At 71.3% G+C, this 23,916-nt stretch carries 24 protein-coding genes and 3 tRNA genes; 12 read left to right on the top strand and 15 right to left on the bottom strand.

The features are described 5' to 3' along the window. From GA0070619_RS29075 to GA0070619_RS29060, 4 genes are all read left to right on the top strand, one after another. Positions 1–783 carry a polysaccharide deacetylase family protein gene (locus GA0070619_RS29075; RefSeq protein ID WP_088950961.1) on the top strand — a complete coding sequence of 261 codons (783 nt, stop codon included), beginning with the start codon at positions 1–3 and terminating at the stop codon, positions 781–783. Between the two features lie 154 nt (positions 784–937). Further along, positions 938–1,010: transfer RNA gene (locus GA0070619_RS29070), tRNA-Glu, on the top strand. A 31-nt stretch (positions 1,011–1,041) separates the two neighbouring features. Next, a tRNA-Asp gene (locus GA0070619_RS29065) sits at positions 1,042–1,115 on the top strand. A gap of 102 nt (positions 1,116–1,217) precedes the next feature. Next, a tRNA-Phe gene (locus tag GA0070619_RS29060) sits at positions 1,218–1,291 on the top strand. A 277-nt stretch (positions 1,292–1,568) separates the two neighbouring features. On the opposite strand, the gene GA0070619_RS33150 is transcribed toward GA0070619_RS29060, so the two are convergent. Beyond that, the gene (locus tag GA0070619_RS33150) at positions 1,569–2,732 is read right to left on the bottom strand and encodes a hypothetical protein (RefSeq protein ID WP_197699578.1); all 1,164 of its coding nucleotides are present in this window, start codon (positions 2,730–2,732) and stop codon (positions 1,569–1,571) included. A 165-nt stretch (positions 2,733–2,897) separates the two neighbouring features. Between GA0070619_RS33150 and GA0070619_RS29050 the strand changes: the two genes are divergently transcribed. Further along, positions 2,898–3,422, top strand: a complete 525-nt coding sequence (locus GA0070619_RS29050) for an SRPBCC family protein (protein ID WP_088950959.1) — start codon at positions 2,898–2,900, stop codon at positions 3,420–3,422. Between the two features lie 13 nt (positions 3,423–3,435). Here the strand turns inward: GA0070619_RS29050 and GA0070619_RS29045 are convergent, their stop codons facing one another. Continuing rightward, a complete protein-coding gene (locus tag GA0070619_RS29045) occupies positions 3,436–4,143 on the bottom strand; it encodes a DUF2786 domain-containing protein (protein ID WP_088950958.1) in 708 nt (235 codons plus the stop codon). 126 nt (positions 4,144–4,269) lie between these two features. On the opposite strand from GA0070619_RS29045, the gene GA0070619_RS29040 reads away from it, so the two are divergent. Continuing rightward, positions 4,270–4,710, top strand: a complete 441-nt coding sequence (locus tag GA0070619_RS29040; RefSeq protein WP_088950957.1) for a hypothetical protein — start codon at positions 4,270–4,272, stop codon at positions 4,708–4,710. Between the two features lie 57 nt (positions 4,711–4,767). On the opposite strand, the gene GA0070619_RS29035 is transcribed toward GA0070619_RS29040, so the two are convergent. Next, a complete protein-coding gene (locus GA0070619_RS29035) occupies positions 4,768–5,157 on the bottom strand; it encodes a hypothetical protein (protein WP_088952127.1) in 390 nt (129 codons plus the stop codon). A gap of 155 nt (positions 5,158–5,312) precedes the next feature. On the opposite strand from GA0070619_RS29035, the gene GA0070619_RS29030 reads away from it, so the two are divergent. After that, the gene (locus tag GA0070619_RS29030) at positions 5,313–6,656 is read left to right on the top strand and encodes an ABC transporter substrate-binding protein (protein ID WP_088950956.1); all 1,344 of its coding nucleotides are present in this window, start codon (positions 5,313–5,315) and stop codon (positions 6,654–6,656) included. A gap of 64 nt (positions 6,657–6,720) precedes the next feature. Here GA0070619_RS29030 and GA0070619_RS29025 read toward each other — a convergent pair whose 3' ends face one another. After that, positions 6,721–7,464, bottom strand: coding sequence for an enoyl-CoA hydratase/isomerase family protein (locus GA0070619_RS29025; protein ID WP_088952126.1), 744 nt, complete (start codon positions 7,462–7,464; stop codon positions 6,721–6,723). 70 nt (positions 7,465–7,534) lie between these two features. Next, on the bottom strand, positions 7,535–8,392 hold the full coding sequence (locus GA0070619_RS29020) for a 3-hydroxyacyl-CoA dehydrogenase family protein (RefSeq protein ID WP_088950955.1): 858 nt from the start codon (positions 8,390–8,392) through the stop codon (positions 7,535–7,537). A 175-nt stretch (positions 8,393–8,567) separates the two neighbouring features. Here GA0070619_RS29020 and GA0070619_RS29015 point away from each other — a divergent pair, with 175 nt between their 5' ends. After that, on the top strand, positions 8,568–8,855 hold the full coding sequence (locus GA0070619_RS29015) for a hypothetical protein (protein WP_088950954.1): 288 nt from the start codon (positions 8,568–8,570) through the stop codon (positions 8,853–8,855). A gap of 50 nt (positions 8,856–8,905) precedes the next feature. Here the strand turns inward: GA0070619_RS29015 and GA0070619_RS29010 are convergent, their stop codons facing one another. After that, on the bottom strand, positions 8,906–9,685 hold the full coding sequence (locus GA0070619_RS29010; protein WP_088952125.1) for a class I SAM-dependent methyltransferase: 780 nt from the start codon (positions 9,683–9,685) through the stop codon (positions 8,906–8,908). A 54-nt stretch (positions 9,686–9,739) separates the two neighbouring features. On the opposite strand from GA0070619_RS29010, the gene GA0070619_RS29005 reads away from it, so the two are divergent. Then, on the top strand, positions 9,740–10,129 hold the full coding sequence (locus GA0070619_RS29005; protein WP_088950953.1) for a PPOX class F420-dependent oxidoreductase: 390 nt from the start codon (positions 9,740–9,742) through the stop codon (positions 10,127–10,129). Positions 10,130–10,214: 85 nt separating this feature from the next. Here GA0070619_RS29005 and GA0070619_RS29000 read toward each other — a convergent pair whose 3' ends face one another. Together GA0070619_RS29000 and GA0070619_RS28995 are read right to left on the bottom strand one after the other, a co-directional pair. Beyond that, positions 10,215–10,424: a BldC family transcriptional regulator gene (locus tag GA0070619_RS29000; RefSeq protein WP_007073996.1), complete on the bottom strand. Its 210-nt coding sequence runs from the start codon at positions 10,422–10,424 to the stop codon at positions 10,215–10,217. A 251-nt stretch (positions 10,425–10,675) separates the two neighbouring features. Further along, on the bottom strand, positions 10,676–11,515 hold the full coding sequence (locus GA0070619_RS28995; protein WP_088952124.1) for a hypothetical protein: 840 nt from the start codon (positions 11,513–11,515) through the stop codon (positions 10,676–10,678). A 193-nt stretch (positions 11,516–11,708) separates the two neighbouring features. Between GA0070619_RS28995 and GA0070619_RS28990 the strand changes: the two genes are divergently transcribed. Further along, positions 11,709–12,791 carry a Leu/Phe/Val dehydrogenase gene (locus tag GA0070619_RS28990; RefSeq protein ID WP_088950952.1) on the top strand — a complete coding sequence of 361 codons (1,083 nt, stop codon included), beginning with the start codon at positions 11,709–11,711 and terminating at the stop codon, positions 12,789–12,791. Between the two features lie 302 nt (positions 12,792–13,093). Further along, on the top strand, positions 13,094–13,309 hold the full coding sequence (locus GA0070619_RS28985; RefSeq protein WP_088950951.1) for a DUF3073 domain-containing protein: 216 nt from the start codon (positions 13,094–13,096) through the stop codon (positions 13,307–13,309). 137 nt (positions 13,310–13,446) lie between these two features. Here GA0070619_RS28985 and amcA read toward each other — a convergent pair whose 3' ends face one another. From amcA to GA0070619_RS28960, 5 genes are all read right to left on the bottom strand, one after another. Next, complete coding sequence (amcA, locus tag GA0070619_RS28980) at positions 13,447–13,674, bottom strand: multiple cyclophane-containing RiPP AmcA (protein WP_088950950.1); 228 nt, start codon at positions 13,672–13,674, stop codon at positions 13,447–13,449. Continuing rightward, the gene (gene amcB / locus GA0070619_RS28975; RefSeq protein ID WP_331716867.1) at positions 13,655–14,746 is read right to left on the bottom strand and encodes a cyclophane-forming radical SAM peptide maturase AmcB; all 1,092 of its coding nucleotides are present in this window, start codon (positions 14,744–14,746) and stop codon (positions 13,655–13,657) included. Before amcB ends, amcA begins: the two co-directional genes overlap by 20 nt. A 126-nt stretch (positions 14,747–14,872) precedes the next feature. Then, a complete protein-coding gene (gene purM, locus GA0070619_RS28970) occupies positions 14,873–16,027 on the bottom strand; it encodes a phosphoribosylformylglycinamidine cyclo-ligase (RefSeq protein WP_088950948.1) in 1,155 nt (384 codons plus the stop codon). A gap of 59 nt (positions 16,028–16,086) precedes the next feature. Next, positions 16,087–17,625, bottom strand: a complete 1,539-nt coding sequence (gene purF / locus GA0070619_RS28965) for an amidophosphoribosyltransferase (RefSeq protein ID WP_088950947.1) — start codon at positions 17,623–17,625, stop codon at positions 16,087–16,089. Between the two features lie 107 nt (positions 17,626–17,732). Next, on the bottom strand, positions 17,733–18,116 hold the full coding sequence (locus GA0070619_RS28960) for a sterol carrier family protein (protein WP_172862252.1): 384 nt from the start codon (positions 18,114–18,116) through the stop codon (positions 17,733–17,735). Between the two features lie 191 nt (positions 18,117–18,307). Between GA0070619_RS28960 and GA0070619_RS28955 the strand changes: the two genes are divergently transcribed. Beyond that, positions 18,308–20,353 carry a carboxypeptidase-like regulatory domain-containing protein gene (locus GA0070619_RS28955; RefSeq protein WP_231927182.1) on the top strand — a complete coding sequence of 682 codons (2,046 nt, stop codon included), beginning with the start codon at positions 18,308–18,310 and terminating at the stop codon, positions 20,351–20,353. A 93-nt stretch (positions 20,354–20,446) separates the two neighbouring features. On the opposite strand, the gene GA0070619_RS28950 is transcribed toward GA0070619_RS28955, so the two are convergent. Next, the gene (locus GA0070619_RS28950) at positions 20,447–21,202 is read right to left on the bottom strand and encodes a 2-phosphosulfolactate phosphatase (RefSeq protein ID WP_088952122.1); all 756 of its coding nucleotides are present in this window, start codon (positions 21,200–21,202) and stop codon (positions 20,447–20,449) included. A gap of 4 nt (positions 21,203–21,206) precedes the next feature. Then, positions 21,207–23,876 (bottom strand): phosphoribosylformylglycinamidine synthase subunit PurL, encoded by a 2,670-nt coding sequence (gene purL / locus GA0070619_RS28945; protein ID WP_088950945.1) that lies wholly within the window; start codon positions 23,874–23,876, stop codon positions 21,207–21,209. Positions 23,877–23,916: the final 40 nt, after the last annotated feature.

Here is a 23,916-nt window from a genome sequence, read left to right as displayed (position 1 = left end):
ATGCGAGCCCGCGCCTTCCTGGCGTCCGTCCTCGCCGTGGCGCTGGTCTTGTCCGGCTGTGCGGGGCCGGACCACACCATCGCGCCCGCCGGCGCGCCGCAGCCGGTGGAGTCCACCACTGCGCCCACGCCGTCACCGCATCCCACGGTCGCCAAGCCACCCAAGCCTCCGCTGCGGCCGCTGCCGGCCAAGCTCCCGGCCGGCCTGCGGCGCAACAGCGGCGTACGCCCGGTGGTCCTGACCTTCGACGACGGGCCCAACCCGACCTGGACTCCCAAGGTTCTCGACCAACTGCGGGCAGCCAAGGTGACCGCCACGTTCTGCGTGGTCGGTCGCGAGGTGCAGCGCCATCCGGAGCTGGTCCGGCGGATCGTCCACGAGGGGCATCAGCTCTGCAACCACAGTTGGCGGCACGACCTCGACCTGGCCCGACGGCCCGTCAACGAGATAAAGGCCGACCTGAAACGCACGAACAGGGCCATCCAGGCAGCGGCGCCCGGCGCCAAGGTGTCCTTCTATCGGCAGCCGGGCGGCCGGTGGACGCCGGAGGTGCTGGCGGTGGCGAAGGGTCTCGGCATGCGCCCGCTGCACTGGTCGGTCGACCCACAGGACTGGGACAAGCCGAACGCCGCCACGATCGGCAAGCGCATCCACACCGCCGCCCGCCCCGGCGCCATCGTGCTGCTGCACGACGGGGGTGGCGATCGGGCCGCGACGCTCGCCGCCTGCCCCCACCTGATCGCCGACCTGAAGAAGCGCTTCGGCATCACCAAACTCCGCTAGACCCGCTTTGACCTGCTGTTATGTCTCTTCCGAAGCCCTTGCGGATACCGATTTTGTCGACCGACCGGGCATCACGTATGCTTTCCAAGCCTCCGGCGGGGCCGGATGGGAGCAAGTCCGCTTGAAGTTGCGAGTGTGCAATGATGGCGGGGCCGCCCTCATCGTCTAGCGGCCCAGGACGCCGCCCTTTCAAGGCGGTAGCACGGGTTCGAATCCCGTTGGGGGCACGACCGGCGCAAGTCGGAGCAACACAAGCTAGGTCCTGTGGAGCAGTTGGAGTGCTCGCCGCCCTGTCAAGGCGGAGGTCGCGGGTTCAAGTCCCGTCAGGACCGCAGCGCTGACGCCGCGCCTCGCGCGGCGTTCTGCGTATCGGAGCAGGTCGCCCTGCCACCGGTTCGTCCGGTTGCCGGGTAGCATGAGCCGAGCAGCGATACGGCCAGGTAGCTCAGTTGGTACGAGCGTCCGACTGAAAATCGGAAGGTCGGCGGTTCGACCCCGCCCCTGGCCACATAGCCTTTCGCCGGGCTACAGAGGTCCCCACCAGCGGAAACGCAGGTGGGGATCTTGCTGTTTACGGCTGCGGACCCGCCCGCCACGGGCGTGATCCACTCGACTTCCCGGAAATCGGGGCATCGGAAGGTGCCCAATACCGCGCTTTCCTGAAAAGCGAGTCGATCATGCCTGGGTCGCGCGGATCGGCTGCGCGGACCGGCTGCGCGGGACCGGCTGCGCGGGTCGGTCGCGCGGACCGGCTGCGCGGCGTCGCTGGTCCGCTTTGCCCGGCGTCACTCGTCTCGGCGCCCCTGCTGGCGGTGCTGCGCCACGCCGCTCTGGATCGCCTCCCACACGCTGCGCCCGGCCTGCCGCAAGGTCTCCCCCGCCTGCTCGGCGAGCTGCGCTGCGCTCTGCGCCCCGCCCAGCAACCCACCACCGCCGTCACTATCGCCGGACGGGCCGGGCCCTGGGCCAGCCGCCTGGCCCGGTCGGTTCCCACGCTCCCCGGTAGACGACCCCGCCGGACCCTCACCGCCCCGGTCCGCGCCGGCCGGCCGTTTCCCGTCACCCGGGCCCGCGGCCCGCTGACCCTCGGGGTGGTGCCGCTCCCCCTCGGGGTGGCGTGGCTCCTCGTGCCGCTGCCCCTCAGCGTGGCGTGGCTCCTCGTGCGGCCGGCCTTCCGGAGTCCGGCCGCCCTGCGGCCCACCGGACTCCGGCTGCGACTTCTGGCCCGGCCCGGGGCCACCCGCTTGAGACCCGGGTCCGCCCGCACTGGGTCCCGGACCTCCGGCATGGGGCCCAGGGCCCCCAGGACCCTTCCCCGCGCCGCCGGGCCCCGCCCCAGGCCGACCCGGACCCGCCCCGGGCCCACCCGAACCTGGCCCACCCGGCCCCGCCCCTGGCCCACCCGGACCCGGCTGACCCGGACCCGGCCGGCCCGCACCCGGCCCCGGCCGACCGGGGCCTTGCTGGGCACGGTCGGCGGCGGCCCCGACCTGCTGACCAAACTCCTGGAGTACGCCGTTGGAGCGCCGCGCCGACCCCCGCACCTCAGCGGCCCCCATCGACCCCGGGGCCAGCTGCTGCGCGCTGCGGTTCACGTCGTCGACGGTGGTGACGGCCGTCCGGGCGAGCGCCTCGATGATCTCCGGGTTGGCGTCGAGTGTGTCGAGCGCCCGGCCCAGGATCCTGGTCAGCTGCTCCAACCGCACCCGCAACTGCGCCTCGGCGTGCACCCCGTTGACGTCCAGCTCGCCGCCGTTCAGGTGCACCCGTACGCCGGCGTCGACCTGGAGCAGGTTGGCCACCCGGGCCCGCAGCGACAGGTCGGCGTCCAGGCCGTCGACGGCCAGTCGGATCGAGTCGACGGAGACCTTCGGGATGTCGAGCAGGACGTCGGGGTCCGCGCTCTCGACGTTCCGGTCCGGCCCTCGCTGTTGCGCGCTCTCGCTCATGATCTCCCGCCCCGCCTGCACAACGTCCCGGTCGTCCGGGCGTTCGGCGCGCTTACCCGCTTTCCGGCGGGGCATCCCGTCCGTGACGAGTCGGCGACCCTCTGTCTGGAACCGGGCACCGTGCGAAGCTGCACACGCGGGCATCAGCCGGTATGGTCCGGGCCTATGGGACAGGAAATGACTGATCCGGCCGACATCCGGCAGGACGTCGACCGGTTCTCCCTACGGTGCAGTCTCCTCGTCCCGGGCGCCGCCGAGCACGCGTTCGCGGTGTTCACCGACGAGCTGACTGACTGGTGGGTCACCGAATACACCTGGTCCGGCCCGGACGCTCTCGCGGAGCTGGGCATGGAGCCGCGCGCCGGCGGGATGCTCTACGAGATCGGCCCGTACGGTTTCCGTGCCGACTGGGGTCGGGTGCTCACCTGGGATCCACCGCGGCGGCTGGTCTTCGTCTGGCAGATCGGCCCCGACCGGGCGCCGGTGCCGGACCCGGCCCGGGCCAGCGAGGTCGAGGTGCTGTTCCTTCCTGAAGGGCCGGAGCGCACCCGGGTCGAGCTGGAGCACCGGCACTTCGACCGGCACGGCGAGGCTGCCGAGGGATATCGCAAGGCGCTCACCGCCGGCTGGCATGAGCTGCTCACCCGCTACGTCGCCACTGTGTCACGCGGCCCCGGCACGTCCGCCTGACGGGCGCCCGGAGTCACCGACCGAGCTGCCGGTCGCCAGCGGAGCGGCCGCCGAGGTCCCGACCACCCAGGTTGGCGCGTTGGCCGGCCTCCGCCCCCGAACCGAAGCCGGTGCCGCCGAGCCGGCGCGGCGGTGCGGTGCGCAGCCGCGGGTATTCCTCGGTGAGCCGTCGCTGCACCCGGTCGGACCGGTCGGCCAGCACCAGCGCCACCGACGGCGTGCCCGACTCGCTGGCCGCCGCCGTCTCGGCCGCCCAGAGCCGACCGCCGATCACTTCCGCGAAACCGGCGAGCCAGGAGCGGCGGAAGGCGGCGGGGTGGTCGTCCGCGGGCACGGCGGTGGCGGCCAGGCCGTGCGCCGCCTGTACGAGCAGTGAGGTGAAGAGCAGGTCGACCCGTTCCAGGTCGCTGGCGAAGCCGAAGAGGTGCAGCGCGAAGCCGTTGCCCTGCCGGCGGCGTACGCAGCGGCAGCGCAGTGGCTCGGCGACCGCGGCGAGCAGGCCGACCTTGTCGCGGGCGTACGGGGCGACGATGTCCAGCACCCGGTCACCGACGGGGTCGGTGGTCGGGTCGCGGACGGCGAGCAGCGCCCGGTCCACCCCGTAGCGGGCGATCAACTCGGTCGCCTTGGCGGTGAACGCGGCGGCCTCGGCGGGCGTGCAGGCCGGGTCCTCGGCCTGGGCCAGCAGCTTGCGCACCTTGCTGAGCATCGCCTCGGACATGCCTACAGAGCTACCACACGGGCCGGACATCACGGGGTCACGCCGCCATTGATCGATACGTATCATCGTCACGGTCGGATGATCAGTCCAATACGGACGGTCAGTCACCCGCTTTCGGAGGCACGCATGTCATCCCCGACCGCTCGCCTGTTCGCCGTCGCCACGGCCACCACCCTGCTCTTCGCCGGCACACCCGCGCAGGCGGAGCCGACAACACCGACCGCACCGGTCAGCTCCGGGGCGAACGCGTTCGCCCCACTCGCCACCTGTTACGGCGGGGCGGTCCGGTCGTACTTCGAGACGGGCCGCTACGGCGGATCGGCCGGCGAGTACCGCACCACGACCCGCTGTCGCGACATCAACGTCCGCAACGCGAGCGTGTACGCCACCGAGGCGTGCGTGATCTTCGTGGACAAGACGAGTGCCTGCAACTACTGGACCTACCTGCCGGCCAACTCGGGCTGGATCACGGTGGCGACCGACGTCCGGGACGGGGTCAACTTCCGGGTCCGCTTCGAGAACCTGCGCTACGAGTACGAGCCGCTGATCGCGTACCACGCGTTCTGAGTGGTACGCGCGGTCGCGGCGTCCGCCCCCCGACGGACGCCGCGAACCGGCGGCCGGTCACCCGGCACGGCTGCGCAGGGTGGCGATCGTCGAGCCGGCGAGCGTGAGCAGGCAGTCGGGCAGCAGCCCGTCGGCTGCCGCGGCACCGAACAGCGCCTCCCCGGTTGGCTCGTCCCGGTTGGCGTACGCGCTGACGAAGCGGGCCACCCAGCGGGTGTCATACTCAGCCTGGTCGATTCCCGGGAAGTCCAGGGCCGCACCGCTGGCCGCCGGAGCGTCACCGAGCATCGTCGCGGCCAGGCACCACGCGACCCCGTACGCGCCGCTCAGGCCGGCCCGGTCGACGACCGCGTCGAACGCTCCCACCACCGCTTCTCCATCCCCGGTCAGCGCCGAGTGGAGCACGGCGGCCGCGTCGTCGAACGTCTGCTGTGGTAGGTCCGTCACCCAGCGCACAGTAGGACGCCCGGTCAAGGCCCCCGACAACCGTCACTGTCCGTGTTCAAGGCGAGCTACCTGCGCTTTACGCCACCTCCACGGTCCCGCCGTCGGCCTCGGCACGCTAATGTGCGCAGCGGACCTTCGCCGGAGGAAGGACGACCATGCTCGTATCACGCCGCTCGCGGGTGGCCTCACTGGCTGCCTGCGCGACGATCCTGCTCGCCACAAGCGCTTGCGGGGATGACAAGGCCAAGGAGACCAGCGCCCAACAGGTGCGCCTCTACGGCACGGACGGCAACATGCTCAACACCTACCCCGCGGAGTTGAAAGAACGCGCAGGTCTCGTGGATGGGATGAAGGGCACCACGCCACTCGTTCCGCTACCCGAGGACTTCAAGGGCCGGCTACGGGCCGTCAATCCGGCGCTGACGGACTACGTGTACTCGGCCGAGACGTACGACGCGGTGGTGATCGCCGTGCTCGCCGCGCAGCTGGCCGGAAGCACCGACCCGGCTGCCATCGCGAAGCAGATCGTCGCGGTGACCAACGACGGGCAGCGCTGCGAGGACCCGGTCAGCTGCCTCACGCTGGCCCGCAACGGGCAGGACATCGAGTACCGCGGGGTCTCGCTGACCCGGGCGGGCTTCACCGACAAGGGTGAGCCGGCCACCGCGAGCTACGCCACGCTGACCTTCGACGGGCAGCAGATCAACGACGGCAAGACCGAGTTCGTCGGCGCGGGCATCGAGTCGGCGGCGAGCACCAAGACGCCGCCGAAGCCGAAGAAGCAGCGCCCGGGCGGCGACCCCGAGCAGGAACCGTTGATCCTGGGCGGTCTGCTGCCGAAGACCGGTGACCTGTCGATCGCCTACCCGCCGATGGCCGCCGGCGCCGCGCTGGCGATCAAGGAGATCAACGCCGCTGGCGGCGCACTGGGCAAGCCGGTGACGTGGCTGGACGGCGACGACGGCACCAACCCGGACGTGGCCAAGGCGACGGTGGCCCGGCACGCGACGGCTGGCGTCAGCGTGATCATCGGCGCTGGTGGTTCGGGCATCTCCCGGGCCGTGCTGCCGAACGTGGTGCAGGCCGGGAAGATCCTCTTCTCTCCGTCGAACACCGACAGCAGCCTGACCGACGTGGACGACGAGGGCCTCTACTTCCGCACCGCCCCACCGGACAGCCTCCAGGGCCGGGCGTTGGCCGACGTCATCCTCCGCGACGGTTCGCAGAAGATCGTCATCGTGGCTCGCAAGGACTCCTACGGTGAGGGTCTCCAGGGCACCGTCCGTGAGGAGCTGGAGAAGGCCGGTATCGCTGCCGATCGACTCAAGCTGCTGACGTACGAGCCGCCGGCCGACGCCAAGGCGGCACCCGTCGACTTCAGCCGGGGTGCGAAGGAGATCAAGGACTTCGGCGCGGACGCCGTGCTGATCATCGGCTTCGGCGAGTCCGCCCAGGTGATCCGCGGCCTGGCCGACGCCGAGGTGCAGATCCGGCAGTAGCACGACCACAGGCACACGAAGGCCGCACCGGCGCTCGCCGGTGCGGCCGTTTCGTCTCCAGGAGTCACCGCGGCCGGCGGCGCTCCAGGAACTCGGTCATCCGCCGGTGCTTCTCCTCGTCCTCGAAGAGCACCGCCTGACTGACCAGGTCGAGTTGCGGATGCGCGGCGGCGGGCGCGTCGACCGCGAGCTTGGTCAGCCGCAGCGCCAGCGGCGAACCCAGGGCGATCTCGTCCAGCAGCGCGTGCGCCACCGTCAGCAACTCGTCGGGCTCGTCCACCACCCGGTTCACCAGGCCGATCCGCAGCGCCTCCGCGGCGTCCACCCGCCGGCCTGTGAAGAGCAGCTCCTTGGCCCGGCCCTCACCGACCAACGCGGGCAGCCGGTGGGTCGCGCCAGCGCCGGCCAGGATGCCCAAGCGCACCTCCGGCTGACCGAAGACCGCCCGCGCCGTGCACACCCGCAGATCGCAGGCGTACGCCAGCTCCGCGCCACCGCCCAACGCCGGGCCGTCGACGGCGGCGACGGTGGGCATCGGCAACGCCCTGATCCGGGCGAAGGCAGCGGAGTTGATCGCGGCGAGGGCATCGGTGCGGCCCCGTTCACGCAGTTGGCCGATGTCGGCGCCACCGGCGAAGATGCCCGCCGCGCCCCCGGTGAGCAGCAGCAGTCGGGGACGCGCCTCCAGCTCGGCGCAGACCTGGTGCAGCTCGGCGATCAGCTCAGCGTCGATGGCGTTGCGCTTCTCCGGCCGGTCCAGGGTGACCACCAGCCGGTCCGGCCGCTCCTCGATCCGCAGCCCGCTCACCGCGCCCACCGCGCTCACTGCGCCCACCTTCCGTTCGCGACTGCGGGGCTCGCAAGCTCACTCCTCGCGCTCACTGCTTGACCCCGGCTTTCCACTGGTAGAAGCCCTGCCCCGACTTCTTGCCCAGCCGCCCGTCGGCCACCATCTCCACGAGCAGGGGCGGCGGTGCGAAGCGGTCGCCGTACGCGGCCTGGAGGGTGCGGGCGATGTCCAGCCGCACGTCGAGGCCGACCAGGTCGGTGAGTTCCAACGGCCCGATCGGGTGCCGGTAGCCCAGCACCATCGCCTTGTCGATGTCGGCAGGGCTGGCCACCCCGTCGGCGACCATCCGGATCGCCTCCAGCCCGAGGGTGACCCCGAGCCGTGAGGTGGCGAAGCCGGGCAGGTCGCGTACGACGACGGGGTCCTTGCCCAACCGGCCGGCGAGCGCGACGGCCGCGGCCGTGGTCTCCTCGGCGGTGGCCGGGCCGACCACGATCTCCAGCAGGGCCATCGCCCAGACCGGGTTGAAGAAGTGCAGGCCGAGGAAGCGCTCGGGCGCGTCCAGCCCAGCGGCCAGCTCACCGATGGCGATGCTGGAGGTGTTGCTGCCCAGCAGCGCGGGGTTCAGCGCGGCGGCGTCCCGCAGCACTGCCCGCTTCTCCTCGAGCCGCTCCGGCACCGCCTCCACGATCACCTCAGGGGCGGGAGCGACGTCGGCGAGCGTGGGACGCAGCGTGACCCGTTGCCGGTTCGCAGCGGCCTCGTCGGCGCTCAGCTTCCCTCGCTGCACCGCCCGCTCCCACAGGTCGGCGAGCCGGTTCAGCGCGGAGGCGCCCCGCTCGGGGTCCACCTCGACCAACTCCACGGCGTGACCGGCCCCGGCCGCCACGTACGCGATGCCGAGCCCCATCGTGCCGGCACCGACGACCACGAAACGATCGCTCATCACGCCTCCCTGTCCCGCCTGTCGGCGCGCGGGGTCCCCGCCACGCCGACCGGGGTGTTCCGCCCGCTCCGCTCGCTCATGGTGCGACCCTAGACAGCTCGACGACCCGGCTCATGCGTGGGGGAGCGCGGGATCGGGTACTGACGGCCCGTCAACCGAGGGAAGGACCACCGAGATGAGCCAGGCACCGGAGAGCGTCACTGACGGGCAGACCGTGGAGACCCGGGGCGACGAGCGGGTCGAGCTGCTGCGCGCCGACACCAACAACGACGGCAAGACCGACGTGTGGGTGGTGGACACCGACGGCGACGGCAAGGCGGACCTGTTCCAGTTCGACACCGACGGTGACGGCAAGGTGGACATCACCATGGTCGACATCGACGAGGACGGCCAGCCGGACGAGGTGGTCGACGGCGACGGCGGTCTGCCGCCCGAGCAGCTTCCCCCGACCGTCCAGGTCTGAGCCGTACGACGGCCCCTGTCCTCCGCGATGCGGAGCGCGGGGGCCGTCGCTCAGTCGGCGAGCCGCAGGGTGGCCAGGTAGTAGGGCTTGTCGCGGTCGTCCACATCGGTCAACCGCCAGCCGGTGCCGTGCACCAGCGAGGCGAACTCCTCCGCCGAGCAGACCAGATAGTCGAACCATTCGGTGCTCAGCTCCCGGTAGCGCAACCGGAGCCGGAGCTGACCGCCGAGCCGACCCCGGCTGCGGTTGCGCTCGTGGTAACTCGTGTGCACAGGGTCACGGGTGCCGTACGGGTCGGTGCCGTGCGCGATGATCTGCGCCCCCGGTCGGGCCAGCGCGGCGAGCGCGGCCAGGAACACGGGGGCACGCTCCCGCCCCTCGAACAGCCCGAGGTTGTTGCCGAGCAGCAGGAATGTGTCGTAACGCTGCCCGTCCGCGACGTGCGTGTCGACGGTGCCGTGCACCAGCTGCCGGACACCGCGGCGTCGACTCACGGCCAGCGCGCCTGCGGAGGTGTCCAGCCCGGTGACCGGTACGCCGCGCTCCTGGAGCAGCAGGGCGATCCGCCCGGCGCCGGTGCCGATGTCCAGCGTTTCGCCGCGGGCCCGGTCCACCGCGCGGTGGTCGTACGGCTGCCAGTCCTGCGGACCGTCCAGATAGTGGGCGGCCGGTGCGCCGTTGATCAGGCCGTCGTTCCGCTCGATGATCTCGATGACCGGCCGGGGCAGGCGCCCACCGACCAGGGGTCGAGGGCCCACCCCGCTGGCCACCGCGAGCGTGTCCCGCAGCAGTTCGCCGACCACGTCACCGATTCGAGGCTCAACCGTCACGACGTTCACGCTATCTGTCCACTCAGCGGCCGGTAGCGGCCGTATCCTGGCGGCGTGACCATGCTGGACCGGCTGTCGGCCGAGAAGTACATCCTGCTCACGACCTTCCGCAAGGACGGTCGGGCGGTGCCGACCCCCGTCTGGGCGGTACGAGATGGTGAGGCGTTGGCGGTCTGGACCCGGGCCGACTCGGGCAAGGTGAAGCGGATCCGCCACAACGGCGAGGTGACAGTGGCCCCGTGCGACGTGCGGGGGCGGCCACACGGGGCGGAGGTGCCAGCCCACGCGACGATCTACGGCAACGGCGACACCGGTCGGGTACGGGACCTGCTCAAGCACAAGTACCGCCTGATCGGTCGACTCAGCCTGCTCGGCAGCCGGCTGCGGCGCGGCGAGGGCGGCACTGTCGGCATCCGGGTGACGCTGGCCGAGACGCGGCGCTGAAACGCAGCGGCGGCCGGCCACTCAGGACATGGAAAGGGGCGGCGGATCGAGATCCACCGCCCCTGACCGGAAAACTATTGCCGCTTCAGTCGCCCTGCCGCTGCTGCGGGATCTGACCCTGCAACAGCGCCCTGACCTCCGACTCGCGGTATCGACGGTGGCCACCCAGGGTGCGGATGGCACTGAGCTTGCCAGCCTTTGCCCACCGGGTCACCGTCTTCGGGTCGACACGGAACATCGACGCCACCTCGGCCGGCGTGAGTAGCGGCTCTGGTTCGTGCGTTCGCGATGCCATCGGTCACTCCTCCACATGTATAGACATCGGCCGGGGTCCCGCCGGCCGACGCGTCTCCCATGGTCCGGCTAGTCCCCGATGTCCGACATGGGCCGAACGGATGAAGGTCCCTAGACGGACGGATGAACCATGCCCGATTTTTACGACTTTTACACGGCAGAAAGTACCTTATTCGGACTCATGATCACGGTTCGTGATGCGTCAACTACGAGCACACCTCACCTTGGGAGCGCTCCTCGGGCGATATGCCCCTAGTTGCACCGCTCCAGCAGCTGCACGGCACGCCACCGGGCCACCAACGTGTCGTACGCGGCGGACGCCTCCTCGGCCTCACCGCGCGACAGCCCCGCGAGGCCGGTGGCGACCAACTCGGGCGAGTCGTCCGCGGTGAGGGTCTCGTCGGAGAGCAGGTCGACCAGGCCGCCGTAGTCCAACTCGACCACCGAGCGCGGATGGAACTCCTCCAGCCAGCGCGCCGCCTCCTCCACCGCCTCGGTGATCGGCGCCTCGCCCACCGACTTGCGCAGCACCGACAGCGCCCGTGAGGACCGGCGACGGGCCTTGGAGATCTCGGTCCGGTAGCGCAGCGCCCGCCGGCCCGGCTGGGTGACCAGGTCCCGCTCGGCCGGCTCGAAGAGCACGAACCACCGCAGAGGCACCCCCCACGTGGCGATCTGCTCGTGCACCCGGGGCACCCCGTGCTCCAGCACCCGGGCGCCGCTGCGCCAGTCGTCGACGACCGCCCTGGCCTGGCCAGCGAGCACCGGGGGCACGAAGGCGTCGGCGAGCACCGAGGGCACCCCGTCCCGAGCGCTGAGCGCCGCCTCAGCGACCCGGATCCGCAGGTTCCATGGGCAGACCAGCAGGCTGTCGTCCGTCTCCAGGACGTACGCCTCCTCCGGCAGGTCCGGCAGCCGGGTCCAGCCCGCGCCCAGCGCCTCGATCACCGCCGTCCGCTGTCGGCCGGGCCCCTCGACCGGGGCCACCGCCCGCCCCTCGGACACGTAGCGGCGCCAGTAGCTCTGCCGGTCCCGGTCGAAGGCGGTCAACGGTTCGTACACGCGCAGGTAAGAAGCGAAGAGCGACGGCACGGCGCGATCCTCCCACGAACCACAGCCGTATGAGGTCAGCGGCCGGACCACGCGCGCCGCAACGTGGGACGGCGGCGGCGCGTCGAGCGTCCCCAGGGCGGCCGATACTAGGCTCGATCTCACCGGCAGCATCCCCGCCGGGGTCCACCAGGTCCGCGTCCCACAAGGACGCACACCACTCCAGGAGCCAACCATGGGCGTATTCGCGAGCACCGACGATCCGGTATCGACCGGTCACGAACAGGTCGTCTTCTGCCAGGACAAGCAGAGCGGCCTGAAGGCGATCATCGGGATCTACTCCACCGCGCTGGGGCCGGCGCTCGGCGGCACCCGCTTCTACCCGTACGCCAGCGAGGACGACGCCCTCGCCGATGTGCTCGACCTGTCCCGTGGGATGGCGTACAAGAACGCGCTCGCCGGGCTGGACCTGGGCGGTGGCAAGGCCGTCATCTGGGGTGACCCCGAGCAGATCAAGAGCGAGGCGCTGCTGCGCGCGTACGGTCGCTTCGTGGAGTCGCTGGGCGGTCGCTACTACACCGCGTGCGACGTCGGCACCTACGTGGCGGACATGGACGTGGTGGCACGGGAGACCCGCTACGTGACCGGGCGCAGCGTGGAGCACGGCGGCGCCGGCGACTCGTCGATCCTCACCGCCTGGGGTGTCTTCCAGGGCATGCGGGCCGCCTCCGAGCACGTCTGGGGCACCCCGAGCCTGCGTGGCCGCCGGGTCGGCGTCGCCGGTCTGGGCAAGGTCGGCAAATACCTCACCGGCCACCTGCTGGAGGACGGCGCCGAGGTGGTCGCCACCGACGTCAACCCGAAGGCACTGGCCTGGGTTCGCAGCAACCACCCGCAGGTCACCCTGATGGACGACGCCAGCGCGCTGGTCGCCGCGGACATCGACGTGTACGCGCCGTGCGCGCTGGGCGGCGCGCTGAACGACGACACCGTGCCGGCGCTGCGCGCCAAGGTGGTGACCGGTGCGGCGAACAACCAGCTCGCCCACCCGGGCATCGAGAAGCTGCTGGCCGACCGGGGCATCCTCTACACGCCGGACTACGTGGTCAACGCCGGCGGTGTGATCCAGGTCGCCGACGAGATCGAGGGCTTCAACTTCGACCGGGCGAAGCTGCGGGCAACCCGGATCTACGACACCACCCGCGAGATCCTGGGCCTGGCCGACGCCGAGGGCGTGCCGCCAGCGGTCGCCGCGGATCGGCTGGCCGAGCGCCGGATGGCGGAGGTCGGCCGCCTGCGGTCGATCCACCTGCGCTGAGCATTCCCCGGAGGCGGATCGACGGGATCCGCCTCCGGGCCCCCTGTGCCGACGCGGCTCGGTAGGCTGAGAGCCGGATCGAATTTGATGCGGTTTGTCCGGTGTCACGGGCGCTAACCGTTCCGCTCCTTACCCGGTACACTGGGTGACGGCCGGATCGACGCGACGCGCAGAGCCGGCTGACGGTAACCCGAGGTGCCGAACGGTGGCATCCCCATGTACCGTAAGAGCCACGAGAGATGCCTGACGTCATCGGGGCCCGCCTTCGGGCTGCCCCGCATTCTGTGCGAGGGGGTCGAGCCATGGGGCGCGGCCGTGCTAAGGCCAAGCAGACAAAGGTGGCCCGGGAGTTGAAGTACCACTCCCCGAACACCGACCTCACCGCCTTGCAGCGCGAACTGGCGGGTGCTGGTAAGTCTGAGCACCACTTCGACGACGACTCTAAAGAGTTCGTCGACGACGATGATGAGGATCACGCGGACGACGATCCGGATCCCTGGGTCCGTCCGGCCCGCTGACCTCTCGACGCAGCTGAGCACGCGGTGATACCCGCGTGCTCACGCACGTCTCGTGCAGGTTCAGCTGCCGACGATCAGGGGCCTGACCCGACCGGAGTTATTCCGGCCGCTCGACAGGCCCCTGTTCACGGCTCCCGTCAGCGCGGGCGGTTGTTCCAGTTGTAGAAGGTCGGGATGTTCTCGAAGTGGTTCCAGGCGCAGACCGCGCTGGCACCATCGCCGCCCGACACCTCCGAGCGCAACCGCCTGGCGTCCTCCGCCTCCTGCAGCAGCGCGACGAGCGCAGGGGCCGCCTCCCGCACCCGCTCGTTGACTCCGTCATCCGCCTCGCGCTCAGGCCGCCGGTTACTGGTGCTCTCGGGCATGCTCCAACACTCCATCCAATAGGCGGATCTTGCTGTTTCGGCAGTGCTCGGTCTCCGTACCGTCAAAACGCCCCAGCTCGAAGTAGCGGTTGGCCGCGTGGCCACCGCCACAGAAGCCGAAGTAGGGGCAGGACACCCGACAGGCCTCCACCCCGGCCAGGAACTCTCCCACCCACGGGGTCGCCGCTGCTCCGCCGAGAATCTCCGCCAGCGGAGCGTGCAGGACGTTGCCGCTGCTGAAATCGCCGTAGCGCGGGTCGGTGAAGCCCGCCAACTCCGGGGACAGCACGGTCACCGAGCCGTCGTGACCGATGGTCGGGATCGGGTCCAGTTGGCGGGGCAGCACCCCGTCAGCCGAGTTGTCGAGCACCGCCGCGGCATAGCGCAACGTCCACTCGACCTCGCGGAGGTGGATCCGGGGGTCACGGCGCCACGCCGCGACCAGCTCCGCCCAGAACGCGGTCACCGCCGAGGAGTCGTGGCGGTTGTCCCGGGTGTTGACCCCCTCGGTCTCCTCGATGTTGATGCCCAGCACATCGCAGCCCAGTTCGAGGAAGTAGTCGTACAGCTCGGTGGCGAGCCCCGGGCCCGGCTGGGACACCACGGCCAGGGCGGAGAAGGGCAGACCATGACGGCGCAGCGCCGCGACGCCGCGCAGAATCCGGTCGTACGCCGGCTGGCCGCCCCGGTTGACCCGGTCGCCGTTGCGGACCCGCGGCCCGTCGACGCTCACGCTCACCCGCATCTCGTGCCGGGCGAAGAAGTCACACCAGTCGTCGTCGATCAGCGTGGCGTTGGTCTGCACGTGATGCTCGACCTCGGGGTCGAACGGCGCCATCAGGTCGGCCAGGTGCTCCCGGCCGGCCGCCAACGGCTCGCCGCCGTGCCACACCACGGAGAACCGGCCGGCCGCCGCCCACGGGTTGACCGCCGCCGCCACCGCCTCGGCCACCGCCACCGGCATCCGCTGGTCGGTGGCACGAAACGGCAGGTAGCAGTACGCGCAGTCGAGGTTGCAGAGGGTGGTGGGCTGCATGACGACGTACGACGGGACGGTGGAAAGACCCCGCATCCCGCTGAACGACTGTCCCCGAGCAGCCATCGCCCTCCTCCGCCAAGCCTGAGCCCTTCAGGCTAGGCGGCATAGGCCACTCGGGTGAAGCCCTGATCAGGTGCCCGTACGATCACCGGAACGTGATCATCCTCGGGTGTGCTGACCAACCATCTGCACGTTGCCGGTGCCCTCGATGATCTCGCCAGCCTGCCAGGCCTCGACCCCACGGCCGGTCAGCGTGGCCAGCGCCCGGTCGGCGTCCTCGGCCGACACGATCGCGAACATGCCGACGCCCATGTTGAAGGTCGACTCCATGTCCTGGTCGTCGATCCGACCCTTCGACTGGATCAGGTCGAAGATCGGCTGCGGCTTCCAGGTGGAGCGGTTGACCACAGCGTCGACGTGCTCGGGCAGCACCCGGACCAGGTTGCCGGGGATGCCGCCGCCGGTGATGTGGGACAGCGCCCGCACCTCCGCCTCGGCGATCAGCTTGAGGCAGTCCTTGGCGTAGATCTTGGTCGGGGTGAGCAGCTCCTCACCGAGGGTCCGCTGCCGACCGAAGTCGTCGATCACGATGTCCAGGCGCATCCGGGCCGCGCCGAGCAGCACGTGCCGGACCAGCGAGTAGCCGTTGGAGTGCAGACCGGACGAGCGCATGGCGATCACCACGTCGCCCACCTCGACCCGGTCCGGGCTGAGGATGTCGGCCTCCTCGACCACGCCGACACCGGTCGCGGAGATGTCGTACTCGTCCGGGCGCAGCACACCGGGGTGCTCGGCAGTCTCCCCGCCCAGCAACGCGCAGCCGGCGTAACGGCAGCCGTCGGCGATGCCCGCCCCGATCTCGGCGACCTTGTCCGGAACGACCTCGCCGGTGGCGATGTAGTCGAGCAGGAACAGCGGCTCGGCGCCGCAGGCCACCAGGTCGTCCACGACCATGGCCACCAGGTCGATGCCGACCGTGTCGTGGATGTCCATCTGCTGAGCGATCACCAGCTTGGTGCCCACCCCGTCGGTGGAGGACGCCAGGATCGGGCTCTTGTACTTCTTCGTGTCCAGCCGGAACAGACCAGCGAACCCGCCCAGGTCACCCATCACCTCGGGCCGGCGGGTCTGGCGCACCTTCGACCTGAGCAACTCCACCGCGCGGTCGCCCGCGTCGATCGAGACCCCGGCATCGGCGTACGAGACCGAGCGTTTGCGCGCCTGACGGCCAGCGCCGGCCGTCCAGGGCTGACGGTCGCCGCCGGCGCCGGTCGGGCTGCTTCCTGCGCCGTTGCGCTCGGACACGTGCGTCACGGTTCTCCCCTTTGGTTCTCGGTGCCGCGCCGGCGGTGGCCGGGCCGCGCCGGTTGGTGCTACGGGCGGTTTGCGGTAACGCCACCCGGAGTGGCGACGAACGAGCCGTTGGTGTGCGGGGCTTCCGGCGCCGAGTTGGCGACCCGTCGGCCCACCCCTTCGAGCACGTGCTTGCCGATCAGGTTGCCGGCCGGCAGCTCGATCGGGTACTCCCCATCGAAACACGCCCGACACAGCCTGGTCTTCGGCTGCTCGGTCGCGGCGATCAGGCCAGGAAGCGAGACGTAACCCAGCGTGTCGGCGCCGATGGAGCGCCGGATGCCGTCGTTGTCCAACCCGTTGGCCAGCAGTTCCGCCCGGGTGGCGAAGTCGATGCCGTAGAAACACGGCCAGCTGACCGGCGGCGAGGAGATCCGGACGTGCACCTCCAGCGCCCCCGCCTCACGCAACATCCGCACGATGGCGCGCTGGGTGTTGCCGCGCACGATCGAGTCGTCCACGACCACCAACCGCTTGCCCCGGACGTTCTCCCGCAGCGGGTTGAGCTTGAGCCGGATGCCGAGCTGACGCAGCGTCTGCGACGGCTGGATGAAGGTGCGCCCCACGTACGGGTTCTTCATCAGGCCGGCGCCGTAGGTGATGCCGGACGCCTCCGCGTAGCCGATCGCGGCCGGGGTGCCCGACTCGGGCACCGGGATCACCAGGTCGGCCTCGACCGGGTGCTCCTTGGCCAACTGCCGGCCGATCTGCACCCGCGCCGAATGGACGTTGCGCCCGGCGATCGTGGCGTCCGGGCGGGCGATGTAGACGTACTCGAAGAGACAGCCCTTCGGCTCCGGCGCGGCGAACCGCGTGGAGCGCAGGCCGTTCTCGTCGATCGCGATCAGCTCGCCCGGCTCGACCTCGCGCACCACGCTGGCACCGACGATGTCCAGTGCGGCGGTCTCACTGGCCACCACCCAGCCGCGCTCCAGGCGGCCGAGCACCAGCGGGCGGACGCCGTGCGGATCGCGGGCCGCGTAGAGGGTCGACTCGTCCATGAAGACGAAGCTGAACGCGCCACGCAGCTGCGGCAGCACCTCCAGTGCGGCCGCCTCGACCGACAGATCCGGTCGGCTGGCGAGCAGCATCGTCACCAGGGAGGTGTCGTTGGTCGAACCGTCCGCGACGAGGCCGCGCTCGGCGACCTCCTTCTCCAGCTCGGCGGTGTTGACCAGGTTGCCGTTGTGAGCCAGCGCGATGGTCGTGCCGGAGGTGGTCGACCGGATCGTCGGCTGGGCGTTCTCCCAGTTCGACGCGCCGGTGGTGGAGTAGCGGGCGTGCCCGATGGCCAGATGGCCGCGCAGGCTCGCCAGGGTGGGCTCGTCGAAGACCTGGGCCACCAGCCCGAGGTCCTTGTAGACCACCACGCCGGAGCCATCGCTCACCGCGATGCCCGCCGCCTCCTGGCCGCGGTGCTGCAGGGCGTAGAGGCCGAAGTAGGTCAGATTGGCAACCTCTTCGCCGGGGGCCCAGACGCCGAAGACGCCACAGGCATCCTGGGGGCCAGGTCGTTGGGGGTCAAGGTCGTGGCTCAGCCGGCCGTCGCCTCGGGGCACCTACCGCTCCCTCATGCTGGTCTGGACCGGCCGGGCGGGATCACGGGCGGATCCACACTTCTCTGCCGGGACCACTGTCGTCGCCTGACAGTGTACGCGAATCGCCGTCAATACAGATAGTCACGATTCCTGCGCATGCCGTCACCGTGAGTGGGACTCGGAGATAATAAGACGGGCAGATACGCCGAGAGGTCCGCACGGACACCACTCATCTGAACGCGACCTTCGGCGACCGCCTCGACCCAGCCGATCCTCCCGGTCGCCAACCGCAACCAGGTGTCGGGAGCCATCTCGACGACGTTTGGTGGGTTTCCCCTGGTGTGTCGAGGTCCGGGTACGCACTGGATCGCCCCGTATGGTGGGACGCGCACCTCCACCGATCGGCCGGGGGCGCGCTCCGCGAGGACGGCCAACAACGACCGGACCGCCTCTCGGAACACCGGCCGTTCGGGCGTACGCCCCTCGTCGAGCGCCAACAACGCCGCCGTCACGGCAGCGGACTTACTGTGCGGAGAGGACACGACGGGACGATACGACCCGCAGGCCAACTACCTGACGCTGGCCCTGGGTCGCGCCGATCCGGTCGGACAAGGCATAGTTGCCGACGGCGTATCTGAACCGTGATGATCCCCGGCCCGGCGCCCCGCCGGTCAGAGGGAAGTCAGCCCGGAAGGCGGTGGACGTGTCAACACACCGACGTGCCTGGAAGCAGCGGGCCGGTGTGGTCGTAGCGCTGGTTGCCGGCGCTCTGCTCGCCGTCCCCGCCACACCAGCCATGGCCGCAGAGGTCGAAGTTTCCCCCGGCTCGGTCACCGTAAACGCCGGAAGCGATGCCACGGTCACCGTGCGCGTGACCCCCGGCGACAACGACCGGAAGGCGAAGATCGGTCTCTCCGGCCTGCCGTCGGGTGTCAGCTGCGCCAGCGGCTGCGGCGACGTCGATTTCCCCGGTCTGGGCAACCCCCAAGCCAGGTCGGTGCTGGTCAGGATCGCGGCCAACGACAACGCCGGCGACGCGACAGCGACCGTCACAGTGGCCGTCGAGGCCGATTCGGGCCCAGACACCGCCACCGTCGCGCTGACGGTCAAGGGCAAGGCCGCCGCTCCGCCGCCGACCAAGCAGACCGTGCAGTCGGTCTCCGGCAAGGTGGTCTCGCAGGCCGACAGCAAGGCCGTGCCCAACGCGGTGGTCATGCTGCTGGACAGCACCGGCAAGACCTTCGACACCACCAGCGACGGCAGCGGCAACTTCCGCTTCACCGGCACCACGGCCAACCCGATCGCACCGGGCCGGATCGACCTGGGTGCGACCTTCGACAACGTGGTGGCCCGGAAGACCATCAACGCCGCCGCCGGGCAGTCCATCACCGGGCAGCGGATCAGCCTCGCGATCAAGGTCGAGGTGACGCCCAGCGCCACGCCGTCGGCCAGCACCGAGGCCACTCCCACCGAGGAGGCGACCGACGAGGGCACCGAGGACCAGGCCTCCGAGGACCCCAGCCCGGGTGCCGCTGCGAACGCCTCGAACAACGAGGACAGCGGCGGCGGCATGGGCTCGTACCTGATCATTCTGCTCGGCGGTCTTCTGGTGGCCGCCGGCGTCGGCACCATCGTGCTGCTCTGGATGAAGCGCAGGGAGAACGGCGACGACGACGACGCCCCTGCGGCGGCTGGCGGCGGCGGTCCGGTCCCACCTGCGCGGGGCGGTTTCCGTGGCGCCGAAGAGACCCGGGTGGTCGGCGGACGACCCGGCGGCGGGGCGGACCCGACCATGATCGGTGGCGCGGCGCTGAGCGATGCGCCGACGATGATGCACCGCCCGGTGGTCGACGACGTTCCGCCGGACCCGTACGCCGCGCCTGCGCAGGCGTACGGCGGTGCGGGCCAGCAGGGCTGGGGCGGCGTGGGTTACGGCGACGAGCCAGCACCGGGCGGGTACGGCGCCGGCGGGTACGGCAACGCGCCCGCCTCGGGTGGCGGCTACGGCAACGCGCCCGCGTCCGGTGGCGGCTACGGCACTCCGGCAGGTCCCGAGGGCGCTTACGGCGCTGGCGCGGCCGGTGAGGGCTACGGCGCTGCGCCCGGCTCCGGCGCTGGCTATGGCGGCGCACCGGCCTACGGCAACGCTCCGGCCTCCGGTGGCGGCTACGGCAGCCGTGACTACACCGCGCCGGCCGGGACCGCTGCCTACCCGCCGGCTCCCGCTGGCGGAGCGGCCTACGGCGAGCGGTACGACGAGCCGACCGGCCGGTACACCGGCGACAACACCCAGTACCCGGCTCCGGCCGACCCGTACGCGACCGGCGTCTACCAGCCGGAGCAGGGGCAGGGCTACGGCCAGCCGGACCCGGCCCCGTACGGCGGCGGTCGGGCTGCTGAGCCGACCGCCGGGTATGGCGGTCAGCCGGCCGGCGGCTACGACCAGGGCGGCTACGGGCAACAGGCCGGTGGCTACGACCAGGGCGGTTACGGCCAGGAGCCCGCACCGCCGCAGCAGCGCGGCGGCTACGACGACCGGGGCTACGACCAGGGTGGCTACGGCCAGCAGGCCGGTGGCTACGACCAGGGCGGTTACGGCCAGGAGCCCCCGCCGCCGCAGCAGCGCGGCGGCTACGACGACCGGGGCTACGACCAGGGTGGCTACGGCCAGCAGGCCGGCCGGGCCCGACCGGAAACCCCGCCGGCGACCGAGCGGGGCGGCCGACGCCTCGACTGGCTGGACGACTGACCGACCACGACGCACGGAAACGGCCACCCGGATCCCGGGTGGCCGTTTCGTTTGGTCATGGCATCAAGCGTCAGCGGTGATCGCGGGCCTCGCTCAGGCGGCGGAGAAGACTCCCTGGCGCAGCACCGGGACCACCGCCGACACACCCACCTGGACGGCGACGTCCACGTCCTCGGCGAAACCACTCTCGGTCAGCTCGCGTCCGGAGACGCTGCCGCGTACCGCGGCGGGCACGTCCGGAGTGCTGGCCAGGGCGGCGAGCGCCATGGCCGCCTCCACGGACAGCCCACCCGGCACGCCGGAGAGGGCATCGAGCACCGAGGCGGCACCGAGTTGGTCCTCCACCGACGGGCGCAGCGAGCCGTCCGGCCACCGCTCCCCCGAGGCGATCACACCGATTGGGGCGTCGACTGTGCCGTACCCCTGGCGGCGCAGCCAACGCCCGACGGCCGGTGCGTTGCGCAGACACGCCGCGACCACCGGCAGGCCGGTGGCGCTGGCGGCGGCGCTGATGGCGGAGCCGTTGGGTGAGGGTAGGACCAGGTCCGCCACCACCGGCGCGGTGCTCAGTGCGGCCGGCGACAGCGACCACGGATGCTCCGCGCTCACCTGCCGTCGCCCCACCGCAGCGGTCGCGCCGACCCGCACCGCGTAGTCCGCGGCCTGTTCACCCCAGGGGAACGGGTGCACCCGCATGCCACGGGCGACCGCCACCTCCACCGAGGTGGTGAACGACAGGACGTCCACCACCACCAGTGCCGCGCAGACCCGTCCGAGCTCGGCCGCCCCGGTCAGCCCCCAGTCGAACCGGGCACCGGAACCAGGTTGGCCGTGGACGGCGGCCGCCAACGCCTCAGCGCTCGTCAGGCGACGGCTCGGCGACACCGGGGTCAGACTCGGCGGCGGTGCCCGGCTGCTCCGACTCGATCGGCTCAACGGCACCGGTCTGCGGGACCGGCCCGAACGAAGCGATCGGCTCGGAGACCACCTCCGCGGGATCGACCGGCTCGGCCTCCGCGACCGGCAGCGGGACGGCCTCGACCGCACCCGCCACGCCGGCGGCCGGCGCGGGCACCTCGACGGCGGCGGCACCCCCGAAGAGGCGCGGCAGCGTCTCGGTGTGCGCGGTACGCAGCTCGTCCAGGCTGATCCGGAACTGGCCGTGCACCTCCAGCGCGCCGCCGGACGGGTCGGTGACACCGATCAGCTCGAACGGCACCCCCCGCTCGGCGCAGAGCGCCGCGAACGCCTTGTCGTGGCCCCGCGGCACCGAGACCAGCGCCCGGGTGGCGGACTCACTGAACAGGTAGACGAACGGCATCGAGCCCTCGGCGAACTGCTCCGGCACCGCGACCCGTGCACCTACGCCACGCCGCAGGCAGGACTCGACCAGGCTCTGGGCGAGACCACCGTCGGAGAGGTCGTGCGCGGAGGCCAGGTGACCGACCCGGGCCGCCTCGGCCAGCAGCTCGGCGAGCGCCTTCTCCCGGGCGAGGTTGACCTGCGGCGGGATGCCACCGAGGTGCTCGTGCGTCACCCAGGCCCACTCCGAGCCGGACAGCTCCACGTTCGTCTCGCCGAGCAGGTAGAGCTGGTCGTGGTCGCCACCCGCGCGCGGCACGAAGCCCATCGGCACCCGGTCGGCGACGTTGTCCAGCACGCCCAGCACACCGACCACCGGGGTCGGGTGGATGGCCGCCGCGCCGGTCTGGTTGTAGAAGCTGACGTTGCCGCCGGTCACCGGGATGCCCAGCTCCAGGCAGCCGTCCGCGAGGCCGCGGACGGCCTCGGCGAACTGCCACATGACGCCCGGGTCCTCCGGGGAGCCGAAGTTGAGGCAGTCGGTGACGGCGATCGGCTTCGCGCCGGTCACCGCCACGTTCCGGTACGCCTCGGCCAGGGCCAGCTTGGTGCCGTTGTACGGGTCGAGCCTGGCGTACCGGCCGTTGCCGTCAACCGACAGCGCCACGCCCAACCCGGTCCGCTCGTCGATCCGGATCACGCCGCCGTCCTCCGGCTGGGCGAGCACCGTGTTGCCCAGCACGTAGCGGTCGTACTGCTCGGTGACCCAGGTCTTGTCGGCGAGGTTCGGCGACGCGATCATGCGCAGCACGGTTTCCCGCAGCGCCTCCGGGTCGGCCGGCCGGGGCAGCGTCTCGGCCCGGTCGGCCTGGAGCAGGATCAGGTCGGCCGGCTCACGCATCGGCCGGGCGTAGACCGGACCGTCGTCGACCAGCGAACCCGGCGGCACGTCGACGACCAGGTGGTCCTGCCAGGTGATCAGCAGTCGACCCGGGCTGCCGTCCGGCTCCGGTGCGGTGACCTCACCGATCGCGGTGGCGAGAACGCCCCACTTCTCGCAGGTCTTGAGCACCGCGTCGAGCTTCTCCGGCTCGACGACCAGCAGCATCCGCTCCTGCGACTCGCTGGCCAGGATCTCGTGCGGGTCCATCGAGGGCTCGCGCAGCGGCACCCGCTCCAGCCAGACCCGCATGCCGGTGCCGGCCGCGGCGGCGGTCTCGGTGAGCGCGCAGGTCAGGCCGGCGCCCCCGAGGTCCTGAATGCCGACGACCAGTTGGCCGTCGTACAGCTCGAGGCACGCCTCGATCAGCAGCTTCTCGATGAACGGGTCGCCGACCTGCACGGCGGGTCGACGTGCCTCGCTGCCCTCGTCGAAGGTCGCGCTGGCCAGCACCGACACGCCGCCGATGCCGTCGCGGCCGGTCTTGGCGCCCATCAGAACGACAACGTTGCCCGGGCCGGCGGCGGCCTTGTTCTGCAGCCGCTCGACCGGCAACACGCCCAGGCAGAGCGCGTTGAGCAGCGGGTTGCCCTGGTAGGAGGGGTCGAAGACCAGCTCACCACCGATGTTGGGCAGGCCGAGGCAGTTGCCGTAGCCGCCGACGCCGGCAACCACGCCGGTGAGCACGCGGGCGGTGTCCGGGTGGTCCGCGGCACCGAAGCGCAGCGGGTCCATCACCGCGATCGGGCGGGCGCCCATGGCGAGGATGTCCCGGACGATGCCGCCGACACCGGTGGCCGCACCCTGGTACGGCTCGACGAAGCTGGGGTGGTTGTGCGACTCGACCTTGAAGGTCACCGCCAGCTCGTCGGAGATCTGCACGACACCGGCGTTCTCACCGATGCCGGCGAGCATCCGGTCGCTGGGCGGGGCCTTCTCGCCGAACTGGCGCAGGTGCACCTTGCTCGACTTGTAGGAGCAGTGCTCGCTCCACATGATCGAGTACATCGCGAGCTCGGACTGCGTGGGCCGGCGGCCGAGGATCTGCCGGATCCGGTCGTACTCGTCGTCGCGCAGACCAAGCTCGGTGTACGGCTGAAGCTCGCCCGGGGTGCCGTCGGCGCGCGGAACGGTGTCCACGCCCTCGGTCCAGACGGCGGGAGCCGGCTGGGCGGGGGCGGTGGCCGGTGCCACGGGCTGCGCCAGGCTGGGCTCCGCCGGCTGCGACGGGGCGGAGTACGCCTCCGGTGTGTCGCGTACCGGGTCCGGATGGGTGGTCATGACCTCTCCTCGCTGCGCTCGTGCCCGCCAGACCGGCGGT

Source organism: Micromonospora zamorensis (assembly GCF_900090275.1).
Taxonomy (GTDB): domain Bacteria; phylum Actinomycetota; class Actinomycetes; order Mycobacteriales; family Micromonosporaceae; genus Micromonospora; species Micromonospora zamorensis.
This window is presented reverse-complemented; position numbering and strand designations above follow the sequence as displayed.